Origin of the sequence: Paraburkholderia sp. J94, from assembly GCF_905220285.1 — a bacterium.
GTDB classification, from domain to species: Bacteria; Pseudomonadota; Gammaproteobacteria; order Burkholderiales; family Burkholderiaceae; genus Paraburkholderia; species Paraburkholderia tropica_A.
In genome coordinates, this window is sequence record NZ_CAJMZH010000001.1 from 686,364 (window position 1) to 704,465 (window position 18,102).

The window sequence follows — 18,102 nt, forward strand, 5'->3', positions numbered from 1 at the left end:
AACAGGCCGATTCATCCGCACCGCAGGGTTGCTTTACGCGGCGCCCGGCGGCAACGCAGGGGGTGCAATGCGAACCGGCCAGGCACATGGCGTCTAAAAAATATAGCGCGTCATCCGGAAAGGTGCTTTCTGGCGGGTTGCAGCGGGGCGCGACTATAACAGCCTGCGGCAAAATGTGCATTGAAAATTGCGCAATTGGGCAAAACCCGCACGCAGCGGGCGTGCACGGACATACGGACGCGCATGTATAGCGCGTCGCGAACCTTACTTTTTGATTTCAATAGCGATGAGAAAGCGCGTGTCGCGAAGCCGTGGCGGCTCGCGATACGTCATGCGAATGGCGCGAATGAAGCAGATAAAACTGATTGCGCGGCGCAAAAAACGCGGCGTCTAGCCAAGTATCGATTTAGCTAGCGAATTAAATAGCAGTGCGATTGCAGCGGAATTGCACCGGAATATCGGCCGGGATTTCAACCGGGATTTCAGGCCCCGCTCAGGCGCGTGCCGCCCTTGCCCGTGCGGGCGCGCTCGGCGGCCACGGTGAGAATGCAGTCGACGAAATATTCCGCCGGTTTCGTGAGCTGCGCCTCGGGCGGCGAGTACAGATAAAGCTGCAACGGCGGCGGACGTTGCGGCAGCGCGAGCTCGACGAACGCGCGGCCCAGTTCCACCGTTTCGAGCGTGTGGCGCGTCCAGGCGAATACGGCGTCGTTGCTCAGCGCGAGACCATACAGCAGACCATACGACGTGCAGCGCGTGACGCGGCGCGGCGGCGCAAGCCCTTCGTGCTCGAACATCGCGCGGATGCGCTCGGGGTAATGATCGGTGGCGTCGGCGTGGATCCACTCGGCGTCCTGCAATTGCGCGAGCGAAGTCGCGTGCGCGAACGCGCCCTGCGCACGCGTCACGAACACGGAATCGAAGGCGAACAGTGTCTTGACCGCTTCCGGGTCCGACTCGGCGGGATTGGCCGGAAACGCCGCGAACGCGAGATCGAGCGTGCGGTTGCTCAGTTGCTCATGCAACTGGTTGAAGCCGAGTTCGCGAAACTCCACGGTCACGAGCGGCCAATGCCGCCGGAAGTCGACGAAGGCATCGGCGAGACCGGCCGTGCCCGCGATGGGCGTCACGCCGATCACCAGCCGCCCTTCGCGCTGGCCTTTCAGCTGCGCGAGATCTTCCTCGGCGCGCTCCAGTTCGCGCAGCACCGTGCGCGAGCGCCGCAACAGCGCCTCGCCCTCGGCCGTCGGCACGACGCCCCACGGATTGCGCTCGAACAGGCGCACGCCGCATTCATCCTCCAGATCGCGCACGGCCTTGGTGATCGCGGGCTGCGTCACGTGCAGCCGCCGCGCGGCGCCGTTGATGGTGCCCGTGGCCGCGATTTCGACCAGCGCTCTCAGTTGGTGGATTTTCATGATGCGGTGGATATTACCATCGGTTATCGACATGCCGATTTTTGCTTTTTTATTTCGATCGATCGTCCTTAGTCTGTGGTTCCAGAGGCCGGCGCATCGCGCGGCCGCCCGCACCGGAACATCTGGAAACACCAGAAAACATCAGGACGAGACCATGACGCAGCCGACTCAACAGAACCTCCCGACCACGACCGCTCCCGAGCGCGCCGCGCTGATCGACGCCATCCGCGCACAACAGCAGCCATTCGTTGCGATTCGCCACGATATTCATGCGCATCCGGAGCTGGGCTTCGCGGAGACGCGCACGGCGCGCATCGTCGCTGAAAAGCTCGCCGAATGGGGCTACGAAGTGACGACGGGCGTGGGCGGCACGGGCGTAGTCGGGCGTCTGCGGCGCGGCGGCTCGGCGCGCACGATCGGGCTGCGCGCCGACATGGACGCGCTGCCGATCCAGGAAAGCACCGGCCTGCCCTACGCGAGCACCGTCGAGCACACCATGCACGCCTGCGGCCACGACGGTCACACGGCCACACTGCTGGCGGCCGCGCATCACCTCGCCACGGCCGACTTCGACGGCACGCTCAACGTGATCTTCCAGCCCGCCGAGGAAGGCCTGGGCGGCGCCTCGAAAATGATCGCCGACGGCCTGTTCGAGCGCTTCCCCTGCGATCAGGTGTTCGCGCTGCACAACGCGCCGGGCGTGCCCGTCGGTCACTTCGCGCTGCGCCACGGCTGCATGCTCGCCTCGTCGGACTCGGTGACGATTACCGTCAGCGGGCGCGGCGCGCACGGCGCGATGCCGCATCTGGGCTTCGATCCCGTGGTGGCGGCGGCGAGCATCGTGATGGCCTTGCAGAGCATCGTCGCGCGCAACGTCGAGCCCACGCGCGCCGCCGTGGTGACGGTCGGCGCGATCCACGCGGGCAAGGCGGGCAACGTGATTCCCGAAACGGCCACGCTGCAATTGTCCGTGCGCGCGCTCGACAGCGAGACGCGCGATCTGCTCGAAGCGCGCATCCGCGCGATCGCCGAGTTGCAGGCGCAGTCGTATGGCGCGACGGCCACCGTCGACTATCAGGCGATCTCGCGCCCGCTCGTGAACGAGCGCAACGCCACGCTGCTCGCCATCGACGCGATCGAGTCGCTGGTCGGCCCGCGCGGCCTGACGATGATGACCGACGCCGTGATGGGCAGCGAGGACTTCTCCTGGATGACCGAGGTGCGTCCGGGCTGCTACGTGCTGATCGGCAACGGCGTGGGCAGCGTGGGCGGCTGCTCGGTGCACAACCCCGGCTACGACTTCAACGACGACGCGCTCGCCTACGGCGCGGCGTGGTTCGTCGCGCTCACGCAGCGCTATTTGCGCGCGGGCTGACCTTAACCGCGAGGCCGCGTATGAGGCCGCGTTCGCGCGGCTCAGCCGATATCGCTATGGATTCCTGATCGATGGACCGAAGGCGGCGCCGCGCCCTTCTTCTCGCTTGCGCGCGCCGCTTTCCCGCCGTTTCCCCGAAGTTCCCCCGCAGTTTCTGACCAACCTGAAGAGTTAATAACAATGTCAGCAAGCAGCAACACGTCGCCTTCCCGCGAACCACGGCGCGCGCGGACCACGCGCGCCGCGCGGATTCTGGCCTGCGCCACGGCGCTCGGCGGCGCCTCGCACGCGGCGCACGCGCAGACCTCGGATCTGTTTCTCCTCGACTATTTCCAGGGCGTTCCGTACGCGACGACCGGCGCCTACACGCCCGGCGTGCGCCTCTACGGCACCGTCGACCAGGCGATCGGCTTCACCAAGGGCGCGCAGACGGCCTACGTGCAGCAAAGCGGCGGCGAGTGGACTTCGAAGATCGGCCTCTATGGCGTGGAAGATCTGGGCGGCGGCTATCGCGTGCGCTTCGCGCTCGAAAACGGCTTCGACGCGGCCACCGGCAAACTGGGCACGGCGAACACGATCTTCAACCGCGAGGCGTGGGTGGGCATCGGTTCGTCGAAAACGGGCGAGCTGAAATTCGGCTTGCAGGACGATGTGGGCGTGCCGCTGTTCGTCGACGTGTTCGGCCAGGTGGGCACCGTCTCCACGGTCGCGTATCTCACGGCGTGGACCTACGATCTAGGCCCCGGCGCGAGCTACGAGGCGAGCCGCCTCACCAACGCGGTCAGCTATTCGTCGCCGTGGTTCGGGCCGCTCAACGCGCAGGTGGCGCTCTCGCTGCACGACTCGGGCTCGACCGCGCCGACCATCCAGACCAAGGCGCTCGCGCTCAATTACTTCGACGGCCATCTGTTCGGCACGCTGAGTTACGTCGGCAATTACGCACTGAACGCGCTCACGACCTCGCAGTACGTGCGCACCGACAACTTCGCGGCGGGCCTGCTCTACGACCGCGGCAACTACGTGCTGTCGGCGGGCTACAGCTTCCTCGCGCCGCGTCTCGAAGGCGACCGCGTGGCCTCGCTCTACACGCTCGGCGCGCTTTACCGCTATCTGCAACGCAACGACTTCCGCATGGAACTCGCGTATCGCGGCGTGGCCGGCGCGGGCAGCCATTCGTACGGCGTGACGCTCGGCTACGACTACAACCTCTCGAAACGCACCGCGCTCTACGTGCGCGGCTCGCTGATCCACAACACCGGCACCACGCCGACCTACGGCAAGTATCCGACGATGCAGCCGACCGTCGACAACATCGCGACGAGCTATACGAGCTCCGAGGGCACGACCTCGTATCAGTCGCCGCACCTCGTGCTCGTGGGCATGTATCACAAGTTCTGAGCGCCGATCGATAACAACCGTGGAGAGATGAGATGAAACAGCGAACCCTTGCGCGCGTGGCCGCCGCCGCATTCTGCATCGCGACGATAACGGCGAGCCTGAGCGCCCACGCCCAGGGCGGCAGCGCGGCGCAGGCCGATGCGGCTTCGACGAATCCGCAAACTCAGCCGCAAACGCACCCGCAAACCCAGACGAACGCGGCATCGACCAAAGCCGCCGACCGCGCGCTCGCCGGCGACGTGCGTCACGCGCTGCGCGCGGCGCGCAAGCAGGGCCTCAAGGCGAGCTTTATCCGCGTGCGCGCGCACGACGGCGACGTGACCCTCACGGGCGTGGTCGCCGACGCGAAGCAGATCGACTTCGCGGTGTCGATCGCGCAAGGCGTGAGCGGCGTGCGCTCGGTGACGACGAAGATCACCATCCGCGACGGCGAAAGTATCAAGGGCAGTCAGTGACGTAATCGCCTCAACGGCGCGGCGTACGCACCGCGCCGGCTTCAACCCGGCGGCCTCGCCGGTCTTGTCATCCGGTCATCCGATCAAGGTTTCATCATGAACGTCGCACACGAACGCGCGTCCGGCGCGGCCAGCGCCACGCCCGCCACCTCAGTCACGCCCGCCGCGCGCACGAGCCGCACGATGGTGCTCGCCGCCGCGCTCGGCAACGGCCTGGAGTTCTTCGACTTCACCGTCTACAGCTTCTTTTCGGCGCTCATCGGCCAGTTGTTCTTTCCGGCGCACGACGCCCTCACCTCGCTGATGATGTCGCTCGCGACCTTCGGCGTGGGCTTCGTCGTGCGTCCGCTCGGCGGCGTGCTGATCGGCGCGTATGCGGACCGCGCGGGACGCAAGCCCGCGCTGATCCTCACCGTGCTGCTGATGGCGCTCGGCACCGGGCTGATCGGCCTCGCGCCCACGTATGCGCAGATCGGCCTCGCCGCGCCTGCGCTGATCGTGCTCGGACGCTTGCTGCAAGGTTTTTCGGCGGGCGGCGAAGTGGGCGCGGCGACCACGCTGCTGATGGAGTCGGGCCGCGAGGGCCGGCGCGGCGTGCTGGTGAGCTGGCAGATGGCGAGCCAGGGCGGCGCGGCGCTCGCGGGTGCATTGATCGCCGTGCTGCTCTCGAAGTCGCTGACGCACGAGCAACTGGTGACGTGGGGCTGGCGCGTGCCGTTTCTGATCGGCCTTGCGATCGGGCCGGTGGGCTTCTGGCTGCGCGCGCGTCTGGACGATACCTTGCCTGCGCATGCCGCTGCGTCTGCTTCATCTGCTGCGGATTCGAACGCCCAGGCAAAATCCCACGCCGCGCCGGTGCGCCGCGCACTGCCGCTGCGCCAGATCGTGGCGGGCACGATGCTCGTGATCGGCGCGACCGGCACGATGTACACCATCGTGTTCTTCCTGCCCGCGTTTCTCGCGCTGACGCTGCATATGCCGACGGCGGCCGCCTCGGCTAGCGGCTGCGCGGCGGGCGTGGTGCTGCTGGTGGGTTCGCCGTTCGCGGGGCGGCTCGCGGACCGCGTGACGCGCCGCAAGCCGCTACTGGCGGCCGGTTCGCTCGTTTCGCTCGCGCTGCTGTTTCCGGCCTTCGCGGCGATTGCCGCGTGGCCTGCGGTGGGCACGGTGCTGGCGGTCGTGCTCGTACTGATCGGCCTGATGACGCTCACGAGCCCGGCGGGTTTCCTGATGATGCTCGAAGCGTTGCGGCCCGAAGTACGGGCGACGTCGCTCGGCATCATCTACGCGGTGGGCGTGACGCTGTTCGGCGGTTTCGCGCAACTGGCCGTCGGCGCGTTGTGGCGCGCGACGGGCAGTTTCTACGCGCCCGCGTGGTACGTGTTCGGCTGCGGGATCATCAGCCTCGTGGGTTTGATGCTGTTCGAGGAAAAGCCCCGCACGGCGCGCTGAACGCGCCGCTTCACCTCGCGTCGCGCGACGCCTCGTCGGCCGCCGTGTTGCGCGGTGGCTTCTTCACCAGATCGCGCGTCTGAAACACCGGCAGACGCCAGCCGTAGTAAAGCGACGCGAGCCGCAGCGCCACGCAGGCGATAGTTGCCACCCACGGCGTCCAGAACGACGACCAGTCGAAGTACGTGAGCCCCATCTGCACCGCCGCGCCCAGCAGCGCCGCCGACGCGTAGATCTCGCGTTCGAGAATCGCGGGCACGCGCGAGAGCAGAATATCGCGCAGCACGCCGCCGCCCACGGCGCTCACCATGCCGAGCACGATGGCGGTCTCCGCGCTATTGGTCCAGATCCACGTTTTCTGCGCGCCTGCGACCGCGAACAGGCCGAGCCCGATCGCGTCGAAGAACAGCACCGGATGGCGCAGCCGCCGCACCTGCGGATAAGCCGCGATGGTCAGCCCCGCCGCGGCCAGCGAGACCGCGAGATAGGCCCAGTTCGACAGCCCCGCAGGCGGAATCGCGCCGATGCAGACATCGCGCACGATGCCGCCGCCGCACGCCACCATGAACGTCACCACGACGATGCCGAACAGGTCGAGCCGCCGCTGCCGCGCGGCCACGGCGCCCGAGATCGCGAAGGCGAACGTGCCGATCAGATCGAGCACCGTATACGCCGTGTGGGCGTTCATATGCGCGCCCACGTGCGCGCCCAGCGCCATGCTCACGCGGCCTCGCTTTCGTGGCCGAGCCACGCGGCGGCCGCGCACAACATCGCTTCGAGGCCGGTGCGCAAGGTGCCGTCGAGCACCGGCGCGAACTTCGGCGAATGGTTGCTCGGAATCTCGTTGATTTTCTTCGCGGCCTTCGCCTGCTCGAAGGTCTCGGGATCGGTGCCGCCGATGAACCAGAACGCGTACGGCACGCCCCATTCGCGGCCGAACACGCTGAAGTCCTCGCTCGCCGCCGCGGGCTGCGTTTCGTAGGCGCGCGCGCCGAAACGCGCTTCGAACGCGGTGCGCAGACGCGCCGTGGTGGCGTCGTCGTTGACGGTCAGCGGATAGCTCGACAGCGTCGTGAATTCCGGCTCGCGCGGCGCGTTCGAGGCCATGCACTCGGCGCAGCAGATGCGGCGGATCGCGCCCAGCATGTATTCGCGCACGTCCTCGTCGTAGGTGCGCATGTTGAGCTTGAGCGTGGCGTCGTCGGGGATGATGTTTTCCTTCGTGCCCGCCTGCAGCGCGCCCACCGTGAGCACGGCGCTGTCGCGCGGCGAGATCTCGCGCGAGACGATGGTCTGCAGGCGCAGCGTGGTCGAGGCCGCCATGATGACGGGATCGATCGAGGTCTGCGGCTGCGAGCCGTGCGAGCCGCGCCCGAACAGCTTGACCTTGAGGCTGTCGCCCGCCGAGAGAATCGTGCCGCTGCGATAGCCGACCGTGCCCGCCGCGCCCACCATCACGTGCTGGCCGAGGATCACGTCGGGCTTCGGGAAGCGCGCGATCATGCCGTCGTCGATCATGCTGCGCGCGCCGCGCCCGACCTCCTCGCCGGGCTGGAACACGCACATCAGCGTGCCGCGCCACGCGTCGCGATGCTGCGCGAACAGCCGCGCCGCGCCCATCAGCCAGGTCACGTGCAGATCGTGGCCGCAAGCGTGCGCGACGCCCACCTGCACGCCCTCGTCGTCCTTTGCGGTGACGCTGCTCGCATACGGCAGGCCGGTCGCTTCGGTCACGGGCAGCGCGTCCATGTCGGCGCGCAGCATCACGGTCGGGCCTTCGCCGTTGCGCAGGATCGCCACCACGCCGGTCACGCCCACTTCGCGCGTGACTTCGTAGCCCAGCGCTTCCACGTAATCGGCGGCGATCTTCGCGGTGCGGAATTCCTGCATCGAGAGTTCGGGATGCTGGTGCAGATCCTTGTAGACGGCTTCGAGTTCGGGCAGCAAGGCGTCGACGGCAGGCGCGACGGTTTCGACGAGCGGGGTGGCGACCGGAATGGACATGGGCGGCTCCTTCAATGACGGCTTCGGATACGGGATGGCGGATGGGGACGCAGCGTGGGGCGTCAAGCGGATGCGCCGTCGAGCAGGCTGTCCGACAGCTTGCCGAGCAGGCGGTCGAGCGTCTTGCGCTCGGCCTCGGTCAGCGCGACGGCGAGTTCGGCTTCGAGCGCGGCCCCGGCTTTCGCCGATGCCTTCGCGACCTTCTGCCCTTCGGGCGTGCCGCGCAACGCGACGCTGCGGCGGTCGTCGGCGTGCGTGTCGCGGCCGATCAGGCCGCGCGACTCCAGTTCGGCGAGCGTTTTCGACAACAGGGTTTTTTCGATCAGCGCGCGCTGCGAGACGGCTTTCGGCGTGACGCCCGGCTCCGCGCAGACGATGCGCAGCACACGCAGCGCGCGCACGTCGAGCCCCCAGCGCTCGCGATACACGGCATTGGCGCGCTCGCTGAGCAAGGCGCTCGTGAGGTCGAGCCTGAAGGTGAGGAAATCGGAATACTGACCGGATGACACGCGCGCTCCCGCTGCATGGCCGGCGAACCGGCAACGCATCGGAGTATAGTCAAATAGTTGAAAATTTCAACTATCTGGATGAGCCGATTAAAGTGCCGGATGAATAACGCCGATGCAGCGGCGCGGCATGGCGATTGCTGATCGGATAGATTGCCTTTCCCGATGCGAGGTCGCCATGAAAGCGTCCTGGAAGCTGGCGCTGAGCGCGTGCTGGTGCGCGAGCGCGGTTGGGCTCGCCATCGCGCCCGCGTGCGCCGCCGATATGTCTGGCACATCTGGCGACGCCACGCCCACCACCACCACCGGGCCGCTGTGCGGCAAGCTCAGCGGCCCTGGCGGCCCCGACGCGCACTTCGTGCTGCGTGACGGCGAGCCCGTCGATTTCAATAGCGGCGGCCAGACCGCGCACGGCAAATTGCTGCTCTTTCACGACGGCGCGCTCTATCGCGCGTATTGGCAGCCGACCGGGCAACCCGCCGGTTCAGCTCCCGCGAGTGCGGAAAAATACGCACTCGCGAACGCCGCGCCAAACGGCGTGCGCCTGATTTCGACGCCGCCGCAAGGCACGCCCGCGAACGACGGCAAACCGGGCATCGATACGCCGCCTTTGAACGTGTTCTCTTGCCCGAAGCTGTAGCGCTCGCGGCCATCAGGCGCGTTCAACCGTTATCGCCGCCCGCCACCGGCAGCACTGCGCCGGTGATATAGCTGGCCTCGTCGGACGCGAGAAACAGGATCGGCGCGATCTGCTCGTCGAGCGTGCCGTAGCGCTTGAAGAAAGTCGATTCCGTGACCTGCTGCACGGCTTCGTCCATCCACGCCTTTTCCTGCTCGGTATCGCCCGCCGCGTTGCGCGGCACGCGGCGCGGCGGCGCGCTGGTGCCGCCCGGCGCGGCGGCGACCACGCGAATATTCTGCGGCGCGTATTCCATCGCCAGCGATTGCGTCAGCGCGTTGACGCCGCCCTTGGCCGCCGAATACGGCACGCGCCGGATGCCGCGCGTCGCGTTCGACGAGACGTTCACGATGGTGCCGCCGCCGCGCTCGAGCAAATGCGGCAGCACGGCGTGGCATGTATAGAGCGTGGGCATCAGCGAGCGGCGGATTTCCGCGTCGATTTGCGCGGGCTCGAATTCCGCGTACGGACGCATGCGGATCGCGCCGCCCACGCCGTTGATCAGAATGTCGATGCCGCCGAACCGTTGCGCGGCGAACGCCATCGCCGCGTGCGCGCCCTCGTAGGTTTCGAGGTCGGCGACGAAAGCCGCCGTTTGCGCATCGGCCCGTTCGGCTTGCGCCTGCGCCGCCACTTCGGCGACGAACACCGCGCGATCGACGAACACCACCTTGCCGCCCTCCGCGGCCGCACGCAGCGCCACGCCCATGCCGATGCCCTGCGCCGCGCCCGTGACGACCACGACCTTGCCTGCGAATCGTTGTCTCATCACGCCGCCTTCGCCGTAACGTTCGTGCCGGTGGTGGCAGTGGTGGCATTAGGCGTGAACTTCTCGTAGTGGAAGCTGTGGGGCTTCACGCCTTCGTCGTCGAAATACTTGCGCACGGCGTCGACCATCGGCGGCGGCCCGCAGAGGTAGACGTCGACATCGCCATCGTTGAGCGCATTGGCCGGAATATGCTGCGTGACCCAGCCTTTGCGCGGATGCGTCGATTCCGCTTCGGCCACGACGGTCGAATAAGTGAAATTCGGCAGCTTCGCGCGATACGCCTCGATGGCTTCGACCTGCACGAGATCGAGATCACGCGTGACGCCGTAAATCAGATGCACCTGCTGTTGCGCATGCGTACGCGCCAGCACTTCGAGCATCGAAAGGAACGGCGCGAGTCCCGTGCCGCCCGCGAGAAACAGTAGCGGGCGCTGCACGTCGCGCAAATAAAAACTGCCGAGCGGACCTTGCAGATTCAGTTTATCGCCCGCTTGCGCGCTTTCGAGCCACGTGCTCATCACGCCGCCGGGAATCTTTTTGATCAGGAAACTGATTTTCGATTCGCCAGGCGCGGAAGAAAACGAATACGAGCGATGCTGGCCGCTGCCCGGCACGTCGATATTCACATATTGACCGGGCAGGAATACGGGCGCATTGGCGTCCACGTCCATTTCGAGCACCACGGCGGCGTCATTATGTTGCTCGACTTTCGTGACCGTGGCGGCGAACTGGCTCTGCCCCGTCTTGCACGCCGTGGACGAACTGGGAATCGCAATCACGCAATCGCTTTGCGGCACCATCTGGCACGTGAGCACGAGGCCGCCGTCTTTTTCGTCGTCGCTGAGCGCGTCTTCGATATAGTCGTCGCCGAGATCGTAACTGCCGCTTTCGGCGCGGCATTTACAGGTGCCGCAAACGCCATCGGAGCAATCCATCGGCAAATTGATCTTCGCGCGAAACGCGGCGTCGAGCACTTTCTCTCCGGCCTTGCAGTCGATGAACCGCGTGACGCCGTCTTCGAAATTCAGCGCAATCTTGAAACTGGACATGGGAACCTCCTTTACTGCCTCTGATACGTTGCGCCCGACATCACACGTGATACACGTCGAGCACTTGCCGGATATAGTCGTTTTTCAACACGATCTTTTTATAGGCAATCAGTAATTGATCGCCCGAACGGCGCAAGGTCACGAACATGGTGCCGAAGAAATGATCGGTGACCTTGTAGCGATGATTTAGCGTGTGAAAGTTGTAGCGCACGTCCACTTCGTCGCCGCGATCGGCCAGCACTTCCACGTTCGTGACGTTGTGGCCCGTGCGCGGCTCCGGCATCGAAGCGCCGCTGCGCTCCGTCTTGATGCGGAACACGCGATCTTCGAGTCCGCCTCGATCCGGGTAATACATCAGCGACACCTGGCTTTCGTGGTCGTCGGTCAATTGATCGTCGTCGTCCCAGGCGGGCATCCAGTAGGTGACATCGTCCGCGTAACAGGCCAGCCATTCGTCCCACTGCCGGTCGTCGAGAAAACGCGCTTCGCGATAGAGCGTCGCGCAAATCGTTTGATAATCGATGCTCATACCGGCAACTCCTCGCTTTCCTTCTTGAGCGCGTCGCGCATCACGCGCACCCAGTATTCGTGCTGCACCACGAACAAGCCTTCGTCTTCGCTGCGTTCGCCGGAAATCAGCGGATTCAGGCCCATCTTTCTGGCGTTATCGTCGGCGCCTTCGACCCACAGCGGCGCGCCGCGCGAGAGATCGTTCCAGAGCGCCGTGGTGCCCGCATAACCGTTCTGGCAGGCGCGAAACTCTTCCAGATCGTCGGCCGTACCCATGCCGGAGACGTTGAAAAAGTCTTCGTATTGACGAATGCGCGTGGCGCGGTCTTCGGCGCTCTCGCCTTTCGGCGCGAAACAGAAAATCGATACCTCGGTTTTATCGACGCTGATCGGACGCACCACGCGAATTTGCGTGCTGAACTGATCCATCAGAAACACGTTCGGATAGAGACACAGATTGCGCGTTTGATTGACGATGAAATCGGCCTTCGTTTCGCCCACGCGCGCCTTGATTTCGTCGCGCTGGCGATAAACCGGGCGAACTTCGGGATTCATCGTGTTGGTCCACAGCAGAATATGGCCGTGATCGAAGCCATACACGCCCGCGATCGATTTGCTCCAGCTATTCGCATCGACGGCCTGCGTGCCGTCTTCCTTGCGGCGGCCCATCGTGGCGGCGTAATTCCAGTGCACGGTGCTGACGTGATAACCGTCGCAGCCGTTTTCCATCTGCATTTTCCAGTTGCCTTCGTAGACATACGAGGAATTGCCGCGCAGCACTTCGAGCCCTTGCGCGGCCTGATCCACGATCTGGTCGATGATCACGCGCGCTTCGCCCAGATAATCTTCGAGCGGCATCACATCCGCGTTGAGACTGCCGAACAGGAAGCCGCGATAGTTCTGGAATCGCGCGACTCTCTTCAGATCGTGCGAGCCGTTCTTATTGAATTGCACCGGATATTCGGTGGTCTTTTCGTCCTTCACTTTCAGCAATTTGCCGGTATTGGCAAACGTCCAGCCGTGGAAAGGACACGTAAAACTGCCCTTGTTGCCGTGCTTGCGGCGGCACAGCATCGCGCCCTTGTGCGCGCAGGCATTGATGATGGCGTTCAACTCGCCGGTTTTATCGCGCGTGACGACCACCGGCTGGCGGCCGATCCACGTGGTGTAGTAATCGTTGTTGTTCGGCACCTGGCTTTCGTGCGCCAGATAAACCCAGTTGCTCTCGAAGATGTGTTTCATCTCCAGATCGAACAACGCGGCATTCGTGAAGATATCGCGACGGCAACGGTACACACCGGCTTGCTTGTCGTCCTGCACCGCAGTGGCTAACAGGTGTTCCAGTTCGTTGGCTTTGTCGATGGTGGCGGACATGGTTTCTCTCCGTAGGCGCGAGCAAGCTCCTGCACGGCTTTCGCGCATCGGTGTGCATTGAATCTCGCGGGAACCCGGCGGCGACGGTGGCGTAGCACCGTCGCGCTGGCGGGCGATTACGCCGTCGCGGCTGCGCGCGGGCGGTTGACGATCTGGTTGTCCTTACCCTGCACGAGCGTGGTCAGGGAAAAGTCGAACGCAATCGACTTGTAGGCGTCGGCCTTCAGGCCCAGCGACGCGCCGCCGGTCTTGTCGACGACGTGAGGAATCAGTTCCTCGCGCGTGGCGTAGGCGAAGTCGTCCCAGATCAGCGGATCGCCTTCGATATTGAATTGCGTCGTGAGCTTGCGGTGGCCTTCGCTGGTGACGAAGAAGTGCACGTGCGCCGGGCGATTGCCGTGACGCGCGACGGCGTCGAGCAACTGCTGCGTCGCGCCTTGCGGCGGGCAGCCGTAACCCACGGGCATCAGCGTGCGGATTTCGTACTTGCCGTCCGCGCCGGTGCGCACCGCGCCGCGCAGATTGAAGTCGTCCTGCGCGCCCGTCGGGTCGAAGTGCGAATAAAAGCCCTTCGAATTGGCGTGCCAGCATTCGACCACCGCGCCCGCCACCGGCTTGCCGTCCGGGCCGGTCACGGTGCCGTGAATGACGAGCGGGCCGGCTTCGGCGTCGGGGTTCAGGTCGATCTTCGAGACGCCCTCGCGCACCGGTGCGCCGGCCACGTAGAGCGGGCCTTCGATCGTGCGCGGCGTGCCGCCTTCGATGCCGGCCGCTTTATCGGCGGCGTCCATGCGGATGTCGAGATACTTTTCCAGACCGAGGCCGGCCGCCAGCAGCGCCGCCTCGCCGTCCTGGCCGAGTTTGTTCAGATAATGGATACCGGCCCAGACTTCGTCGGGCGTGATGTCGAGGTCGTCGATGGCCTTGAACAGATCGCCCAGCAGGCGGCTGAGCACCTGCTTGAAACGCGCATTGCCGCCTGCGCCTTCCGCGTTGGTCGCGGCCTTGAGCAGGTCCTGCACTTCTTTCGTGTCGAACACTTTCACGTTCATGATCACTGTCTCCACTTAATCTTTTAGCGGGGGAAAATTTTCAATGGGGCGTGGGCGCCCTCTAATAAGGAATGGGGCTATCGATGTTGCAGCCCGGTCTTCAACTCCGACTCAAATATCGTTATCGCGAATCGACGACGGATGACGGCACAGCGGCGTCACCGAAATGTCCATATACGGAAACAGCGGCAAGGCGGTGAGAATGTCGTGCAGTTCCGCATTGCTTTCGACGTCGAAAATGCTGTAATTCGCGTATTCGCCCACGACACGCCAGATATGGCGCCACTTGCCGCTACGTTGCAGATCCTGCGAATAAGCCTTTTCGCGCGCCTTGATTTCGTTGGCGACGTCGGCGGGCATATCGGCCGGAATCTTCACGTCCATGCGTACCTGGAAAAGCATCGTTGAATCCTTTATCTGCAATCTGTAACGGGATAGCGCGATTTAGCGCGTGACTTTGATAAGACCGTCGCGCGTGAATCGCTTGACCTTCGCTTCGTCCAGCTCGATACCGAGTCCCGGGCCGGTCGGCACGGTCAATTCGAAATCGCTGTAATCGAGCGGCTGGGTCAGAATTTCCTCGGTGATGAGCAGCGGGCCGAACAATTCGGTGCCCCACTGTAAATTGGCGAAACTGGCGAACAGATGGGCCGAGGCCGCCGTGCTGAACGCGCCTTCGAGCATGGTGCCGCCGTACAGTTCGATGCCGGCCGCGTCGGCGATCGTCGCCACGCGTTGCGCCGCAAAGAGCCCGCCGCTTTGTTCGATCTTGATCGCGAAGACATCCGCGCCGTGCTGCTTCGCGATCTCGAAGGCGCTTTCCGGGCCTTGCAGGATTTCGTCGGCCATCAGCGCGATCGGGAAACGGCGCATCAGGCGCGCGAGCGCCGCTGCCGAAGCCACCGGCTGCTCGACCAGTTCGCAGCCCGCGTCGGCGAGCGCCGGAATCGCCCAGGCCGCCTGCGTTTCGCTCCACGCCATGTTCACGTCGACGCGCACCGCCGCGCGGTCGCCGAGCGCGCGCTTGATCTGCGCGACGTGCTCGATATCGGTCTTGAGCGCCTTCGCGCCGATCTTCAGCTTGAACACGCGATGACGGCGCGCTTCGAGCATCGCTTCGGCTTCGGCGATGTCCCTGGTCGTGTCGCCCGACGCGAGCGTCCACGCCACCGGCAGACGATCGCGGCGGCGGCCGCCGAGCAACTCGCTCACGGGCACGCCAAGGCGCTTGCCCTGCGCGTCGAGCAAGGCGGTTTCGAGCGCGCTCTTGGCGAAGTGCGTGACCTTCACGAGCTTGCCGAGATGCGCCATCAGGGCCTGAATGCGCGTGGCGTCCTGGCCGATCATGGCGGGCGCGAAGTACGCGTCGATCGCGAGCTTCATCGCTTCGGGGCTTTCCGGGCCGTAGGCCATGCCCGCGATGGTCGTGCCCTCGCCCACGCCGATCACGCCGTCGCTGCAAAACACCTTGACGAGCATCAGCGTCTGGCCGTGCATGGTGGCGACCGAGAGCTTGTGCGGGCGGATCGTCGGCAGATCGACGAGAGAGGTTTCGATACGTTCGATCGTCGCGTAATTCATGGCGGCAACGGCAGGAGTGGAGTTCATGGAATGGATTTATACGCGTCGCCCAAAGGGACCGTCCAATACTTTTCGGGCTGCGGCTTCATACCTTTGGGGTATAGTTATTATCGTAAATACGAGGGAAAACCCGTATATGACAGGTAAATTCATGCTCGCGAGGTATGGCGGGCGAGCAAATCAGGCAGGCGGGCAATATGGAACTGAGACATCTGCGCTACTTCGTGGCCGTGGCCGAGGAGCGCAATTTCACGCGCGCCGCGCAGCGGCTGCATATCGCGCAACCGCCGCTGTCGCGGCAGATCCAGCAGCTTGAAGAACTGCTCGGCGTGCAACTGTTCGAGCGCGACTCGCGACCGCTCAAGCTCACCGACACCGGGCGCTTCTTCTATCAGCACGCGGTGCAACTGCTCGCGCAAACCACCGAACTCGAATCGATGACGCGGCGCGTCGGCAAGATCGAGCGCGGGCTCACGGTGGGTTTCGTCGGCTCGACGCTGTACGGCATGCTGCCGAAGATCATCCGGCGCTTTCGCCAGGAGAATGGCGCGGTCGAACTGAGCCTCGTGGAAATGTCCACGATGGATCAGATCAAGGCGCTCAAGGAAGGCCGTATCGATGTGGGGTTCGGGCGCATCCGGCTCGAAGATCCGAGCATTCGCCGCGTGGTGCTGCGCGAGGAGCGCATGATCGTGGCGCTGCCGCTCGGGCATCCGCTGATCGACGCGAAGCCGGAACTCTCGCTGCACGACCTGCTCAACGAGACCATCATCATCTTTCCCAAGCAGCCGCGTCCGAGTTACGCCGATCAGGTGCTCGCGGGTTTTCACGATCGCGGGCTCGAACCGATGCGCATTTACGAAGCGCGCGAACTGCAGATCGCGCTAGGGCTCGTGGCGGCGGGCGAAGGCATTTCGATCGTGCCGAGCAGCGTCTACGGACTCAAGCGCGACGACGTCTCGTACAAGGATCTCGACGACAAGCAGCTCGTTTCGCCCGTCATCATGAGCATGCGCATGCTCGACGAATCGGAAGATATTCGCCGCATGCTGGAGCTGATCTACGTGCTCTACGGCGAAGCGAAAATGGAACACGTGGCGCCGGCGGCGCGTTGAGCATGCGGGCGATTCTGTGAATCAGTGAATCATTGCGCAAGCCGTTGCGCGGAAAAACGCAGGCCGTCGAACAGTTTCGTGGCGACGCGCTCGGGAAAGCCCGCAGGCAGCGCGGCGCTCACGGTTTCGATCGCCGCGGGCGTGCGATCGATCAGACGCTCGATAATCGATTCGGCATCCGAACCATAATGACAAAGCTGCGCCGTGGCGTTGAAATGTGCGCGCTTCACGTCGCGCATGCGGTAGTGACGGCTCTTGCCCCACACCGCCATCGCCAGCGACGCCTTGTGCCACGACCACTGATTGCCGCCGTCGCCGGCCACGGGCCAGATCGACATCACGTCGTAAAGCGGCGCGAGCTGAAAACGGCCGCCCGGCAGCAGACGCAGGCTGAAATTCTTCGCGTGGCCATCGGGCGCGGCCATCATCCAGTAGACGATCTGCGCGGCGAGAAAGGTTTCGATATCCGCGCGCGCCTGCTGGGACTGGCGCAGCAGATCGGCGATCTCGCGCACGCCGGGACCGCCTTCGGCTTCGTACTTGAGATGCGGCGCGACGCCGAGCGCCTGGCAGAAGTCTTCCTGCGGCAGGCGCAGCAGCGCGCCCGTGCGCGACACGGCGCGGTCGAAGCGCTCGACCGCGAGCACCTTCTGCGCGCCGAACGTGACGATACGCGCCGACGAGGCCGGCAGCCCATACGCCGCGAGCAGCGCGAGACACAGCCACTCGTTCTCCACCGAGGTATTGAAATCGACCTTGCGATGGCCGATCAGGCCGAGCGGCAGCTTGAGGATGTGCGTGGTGGGCGTGGCGCCGTGCGGCAGCAGCCAGCGGCCTTCGTGATGGAGCAGCGCGGTTTTTTCCTGCGCGCCCGCGAGCGAGATGCGCAGCGGCTCGTCGTTATCGCCGTCATCGTCGGCACGCGCGGGCAGCGCGCCCGAGGCTTCGAGCAGCAGCCGTTCGATGTCGGACTCGTCGAGCGGCGTGCCTTCGATACGCCCCGGCGGCACGGGCGTTTCGTCCTCGTCGAGCAGTTGCACGGCGCCCACGCAATCGCGCCCGATCGCCTTGAGCAGATCGAATGCGTCGACCGAACCGGTGCGAAAACGCGCCGCGATGCGTCGGCGGATCGGCAGGCTGTCCGGCAGTAGATTGTCGAAGTAATGATGGACGCGCTCGCCGCGCAGCGGCCGCTCGCCGATACCGAACGGCAGTGACAGCGAGAGCGGCCGACCGGCCTCCGAGACCTTCCAGGCGGCGTCGTAGCGCAGCTCGGCTTCGCCCGTGACGCCGAGCGTCCAGGTGCCGACGCGCTCGCCGTTGGCCCAGATCGACAGGCTGCGTGAATGCGATTTGCGGCCCATG

18 protein-coding genes are annotated in these 18,102 nt (G+C 65.0%); 6 read left to right on the forward strand and 12 right to left on the reverse strand.

The genetic code is table 11. The features are described 5' to 3' along the window. Positions 1-482: 482 nt before the first annotated feature. A complete protein-coding gene (locus U4Y88_RS03015) occupies positions 483-1,418 on the reverse strand; it encodes a LysR family transcriptional regulator (protein WP_321782151.1) in 936 nt (311 codons plus the stop codon). A 154-nt stretch (positions 1,419-1,572) separates the two neighbouring features. Between U4Y88_RS03015 and U4Y88_RS03020 the strand changes: the two genes are divergently transcribed. From U4Y88_RS03020 to U4Y88_RS03035, 4 genes are all read left to right on the forward strand, one after another. Then, the gene (locus U4Y88_RS03020; protein ID WP_321782153.1) at positions 1,573-2,793 is read left to right on the forward strand and encodes a M20 aminoacylase family protein; all 1,221 of its coding nucleotides are present in this window, start codon (positions 1,573-1,575) and stop codon (positions 2,791-2,793) included. A gap of 180 nt (positions 2,794-2,973) precedes the next feature. Beyond that, positions 2,974-4,191 carry a porin gene (locus U4Y88_RS03025; RefSeq protein WP_321782155.1) on the forward strand — a complete coding sequence of 406 codons (1,218 nt, stop codon included), beginning with the start codon at positions 2,974-2,976 and terminating at the stop codon, positions 4,189-4,191. 32 nt (positions 4,192-4,223) lie between these two features. Continuing rightward, the gene (locus tag U4Y88_RS03030; protein WP_321782157.1) at positions 4,224-4,646 is read left to right on the forward strand and encodes a BON domain-containing protein; all 423 of its coding nucleotides are present in this window, start codon (positions 4,224-4,226) and stop codon (positions 4,644-4,646) included. A 96-nt stretch (positions 4,647-4,742) separates the two neighbouring features. Beyond that, positions 4,743-6,098 (forward strand): MFS transporter, encoded by a 1,356-nt coding sequence (locus tag U4Y88_RS03035; protein WP_321782159.1) that lies wholly within the window; start codon positions 4,743-4,745, stop codon positions 6,096-6,098. A 10-nt stretch (positions 6,099-6,108) separates the two neighbouring features. Here U4Y88_RS03035 and U4Y88_RS03040 read toward each other — a convergent pair whose 3' ends face one another. The 3 genes from U4Y88_RS03040 to U4Y88_RS03050 form a co-directional block, all read right to left on the reverse strand. Next, a complete protein-coding gene (locus U4Y88_RS03040) occupies positions 6,109-6,786 on the reverse strand; it encodes a trimeric intracellular cation channel family protein (RefSeq protein WP_310633858.1) in 678 nt (225 codons plus the stop codon). 32 nt (positions 6,787-6,818) lie between these two features. Next, complete coding sequence (locus tag U4Y88_RS03045) at positions 6,819-8,102, reverse strand: M20 family metallopeptidase (protein ID WP_224009977.1); 1,284 nt, start codon at positions 8,100-8,102, stop codon at positions 6,819-6,821. A gap of 62 nt (positions 8,103-8,164) precedes the next feature. Next, positions 8,165-8,611, reverse strand: coding sequence for a MarR family transcriptional regulator (locus U4Y88_RS03050; protein WP_321782161.1), 447 nt, complete (start codon positions 8,609-8,611; stop codon positions 8,165-8,167). A 175-nt stretch (positions 8,612-8,786) separates the two neighbouring features. On the opposite strand from U4Y88_RS03050, the gene U4Y88_RS03055 reads away from it, so the two are divergent. Beyond that, positions 8,787-9,248 (forward strand): hypothetical protein, encoded by a 462-nt coding sequence (locus U4Y88_RS03055; protein ID WP_321782163.1) that lies wholly within the window; start codon positions 8,787-8,789, stop codon positions 9,246-9,248. Positions 9,249-9,270: 22 nt separating this feature from the next. Here the strand turns inward: U4Y88_RS03055 and benD are convergent, their stop codons facing one another. The 7 genes from benD to U4Y88_RS03090 form a co-directional block, all read right to left on the reverse strand. Further along, entirely contained in the window at positions 9,271-10,059 is a 789-nt protein-coding gene (benD, locus tag U4Y88_RS03060; RefSeq protein WP_310630541.1) for a benzoate diol dehydrogenase BenD, read from the reverse strand. Next, on the reverse strand, positions 10,056-11,105 hold the full coding sequence (benC, locus tag U4Y88_RS03065; protein WP_321782165.1) for a benzoate 1,2-dioxygenase electron transfer component BenC: 1,050 nt from the start codon (positions 11,103-11,105) through the stop codon (positions 10,056-10,058). Before benC ends, benD begins: the two co-directional genes overlap by 4 nt. Positions 11,106-11,145: 40 nt before the next feature. Further along, positions 11,146-11,634 carry a benzoate 1,2-dioxygenase small subunit gene (benB, locus tag U4Y88_RS03070; protein ID WP_224009967.1) on the reverse strand — a complete coding sequence of 163 codons (489 nt, stop codon included), beginning with the start codon at positions 11,632-11,634 and terminating at the stop codon, positions 11,146-11,148. After that, positions 11,631-12,989 carry a Rieske 2Fe-2S domain-containing protein gene (locus U4Y88_RS03075; RefSeq protein ID WP_321782167.1) on the reverse strand — a complete coding sequence of 453 codons (1,359 nt, stop codon included), beginning with the start codon at positions 12,987-12,989 and terminating at the stop codon, positions 11,631-11,633. The genes benB and U4Y88_RS03075 overlap by 4 nt, the downstream gene beginning before the upstream one ends. Positions 12,990-13,105: 116 nt before the next feature. Continuing rightward, on the reverse strand, positions 13,106-14,041 hold the full coding sequence (gene catA, locus U4Y88_RS03080; RefSeq protein WP_224009963.1) for a catechol 1,2-dioxygenase: 936 nt from the start codon (positions 14,039-14,041) through the stop codon (positions 13,106-13,108). Between the two features lie 111 nt (positions 14,042-14,152). After that, a complete protein-coding gene (gene catC, locus U4Y88_RS03085) occupies positions 14,153-14,443 on the reverse strand; it encodes a muconolactone Delta-isomerase (protein WP_224009961.1) in 291 nt (96 codons plus the stop codon). 42 nt (positions 14,444-14,485) lie between these two features. Continuing rightward, the gene (locus U4Y88_RS03090; protein WP_321782252.1) at positions 14,486-15,622 is read right to left on the reverse strand and encodes a muconate/chloromuconate family cycloisomerase; all 1,137 of its coding nucleotides are present in this window, start codon (positions 15,620-15,622) and stop codon (positions 14,486-14,488) included. 197 nt (positions 15,623-15,819) lie between these two features. On the opposite strand from U4Y88_RS03090, the gene U4Y88_RS03095 reads away from it, so the two are divergent. Next, positions 15,820-16,737 (forward strand): LysR family transcriptional regulator, encoded by a 918-nt coding sequence (locus tag U4Y88_RS03095; RefSeq protein WP_224009958.1) that lies wholly within the window; start codon positions 15,820-15,822, stop codon positions 16,735-16,737. A gap of 29 nt (positions 16,738-16,766) precedes the next feature. Here U4Y88_RS03095 and U4Y88_RS03100 read toward each other — a convergent pair whose 3' ends face one another. Continuing rightward, positions 16,767-18,101 (reverse strand): type II toxin-antitoxin system HipA family toxin, encoded by a 1,335-nt coding sequence (locus U4Y88_RS03100; RefSeq protein WP_321782169.1) that lies wholly within the window; start codon positions 18,099-18,101, stop codon positions 16,767-16,769. Position 18,102 lies beyond the last annotated feature (1 nt).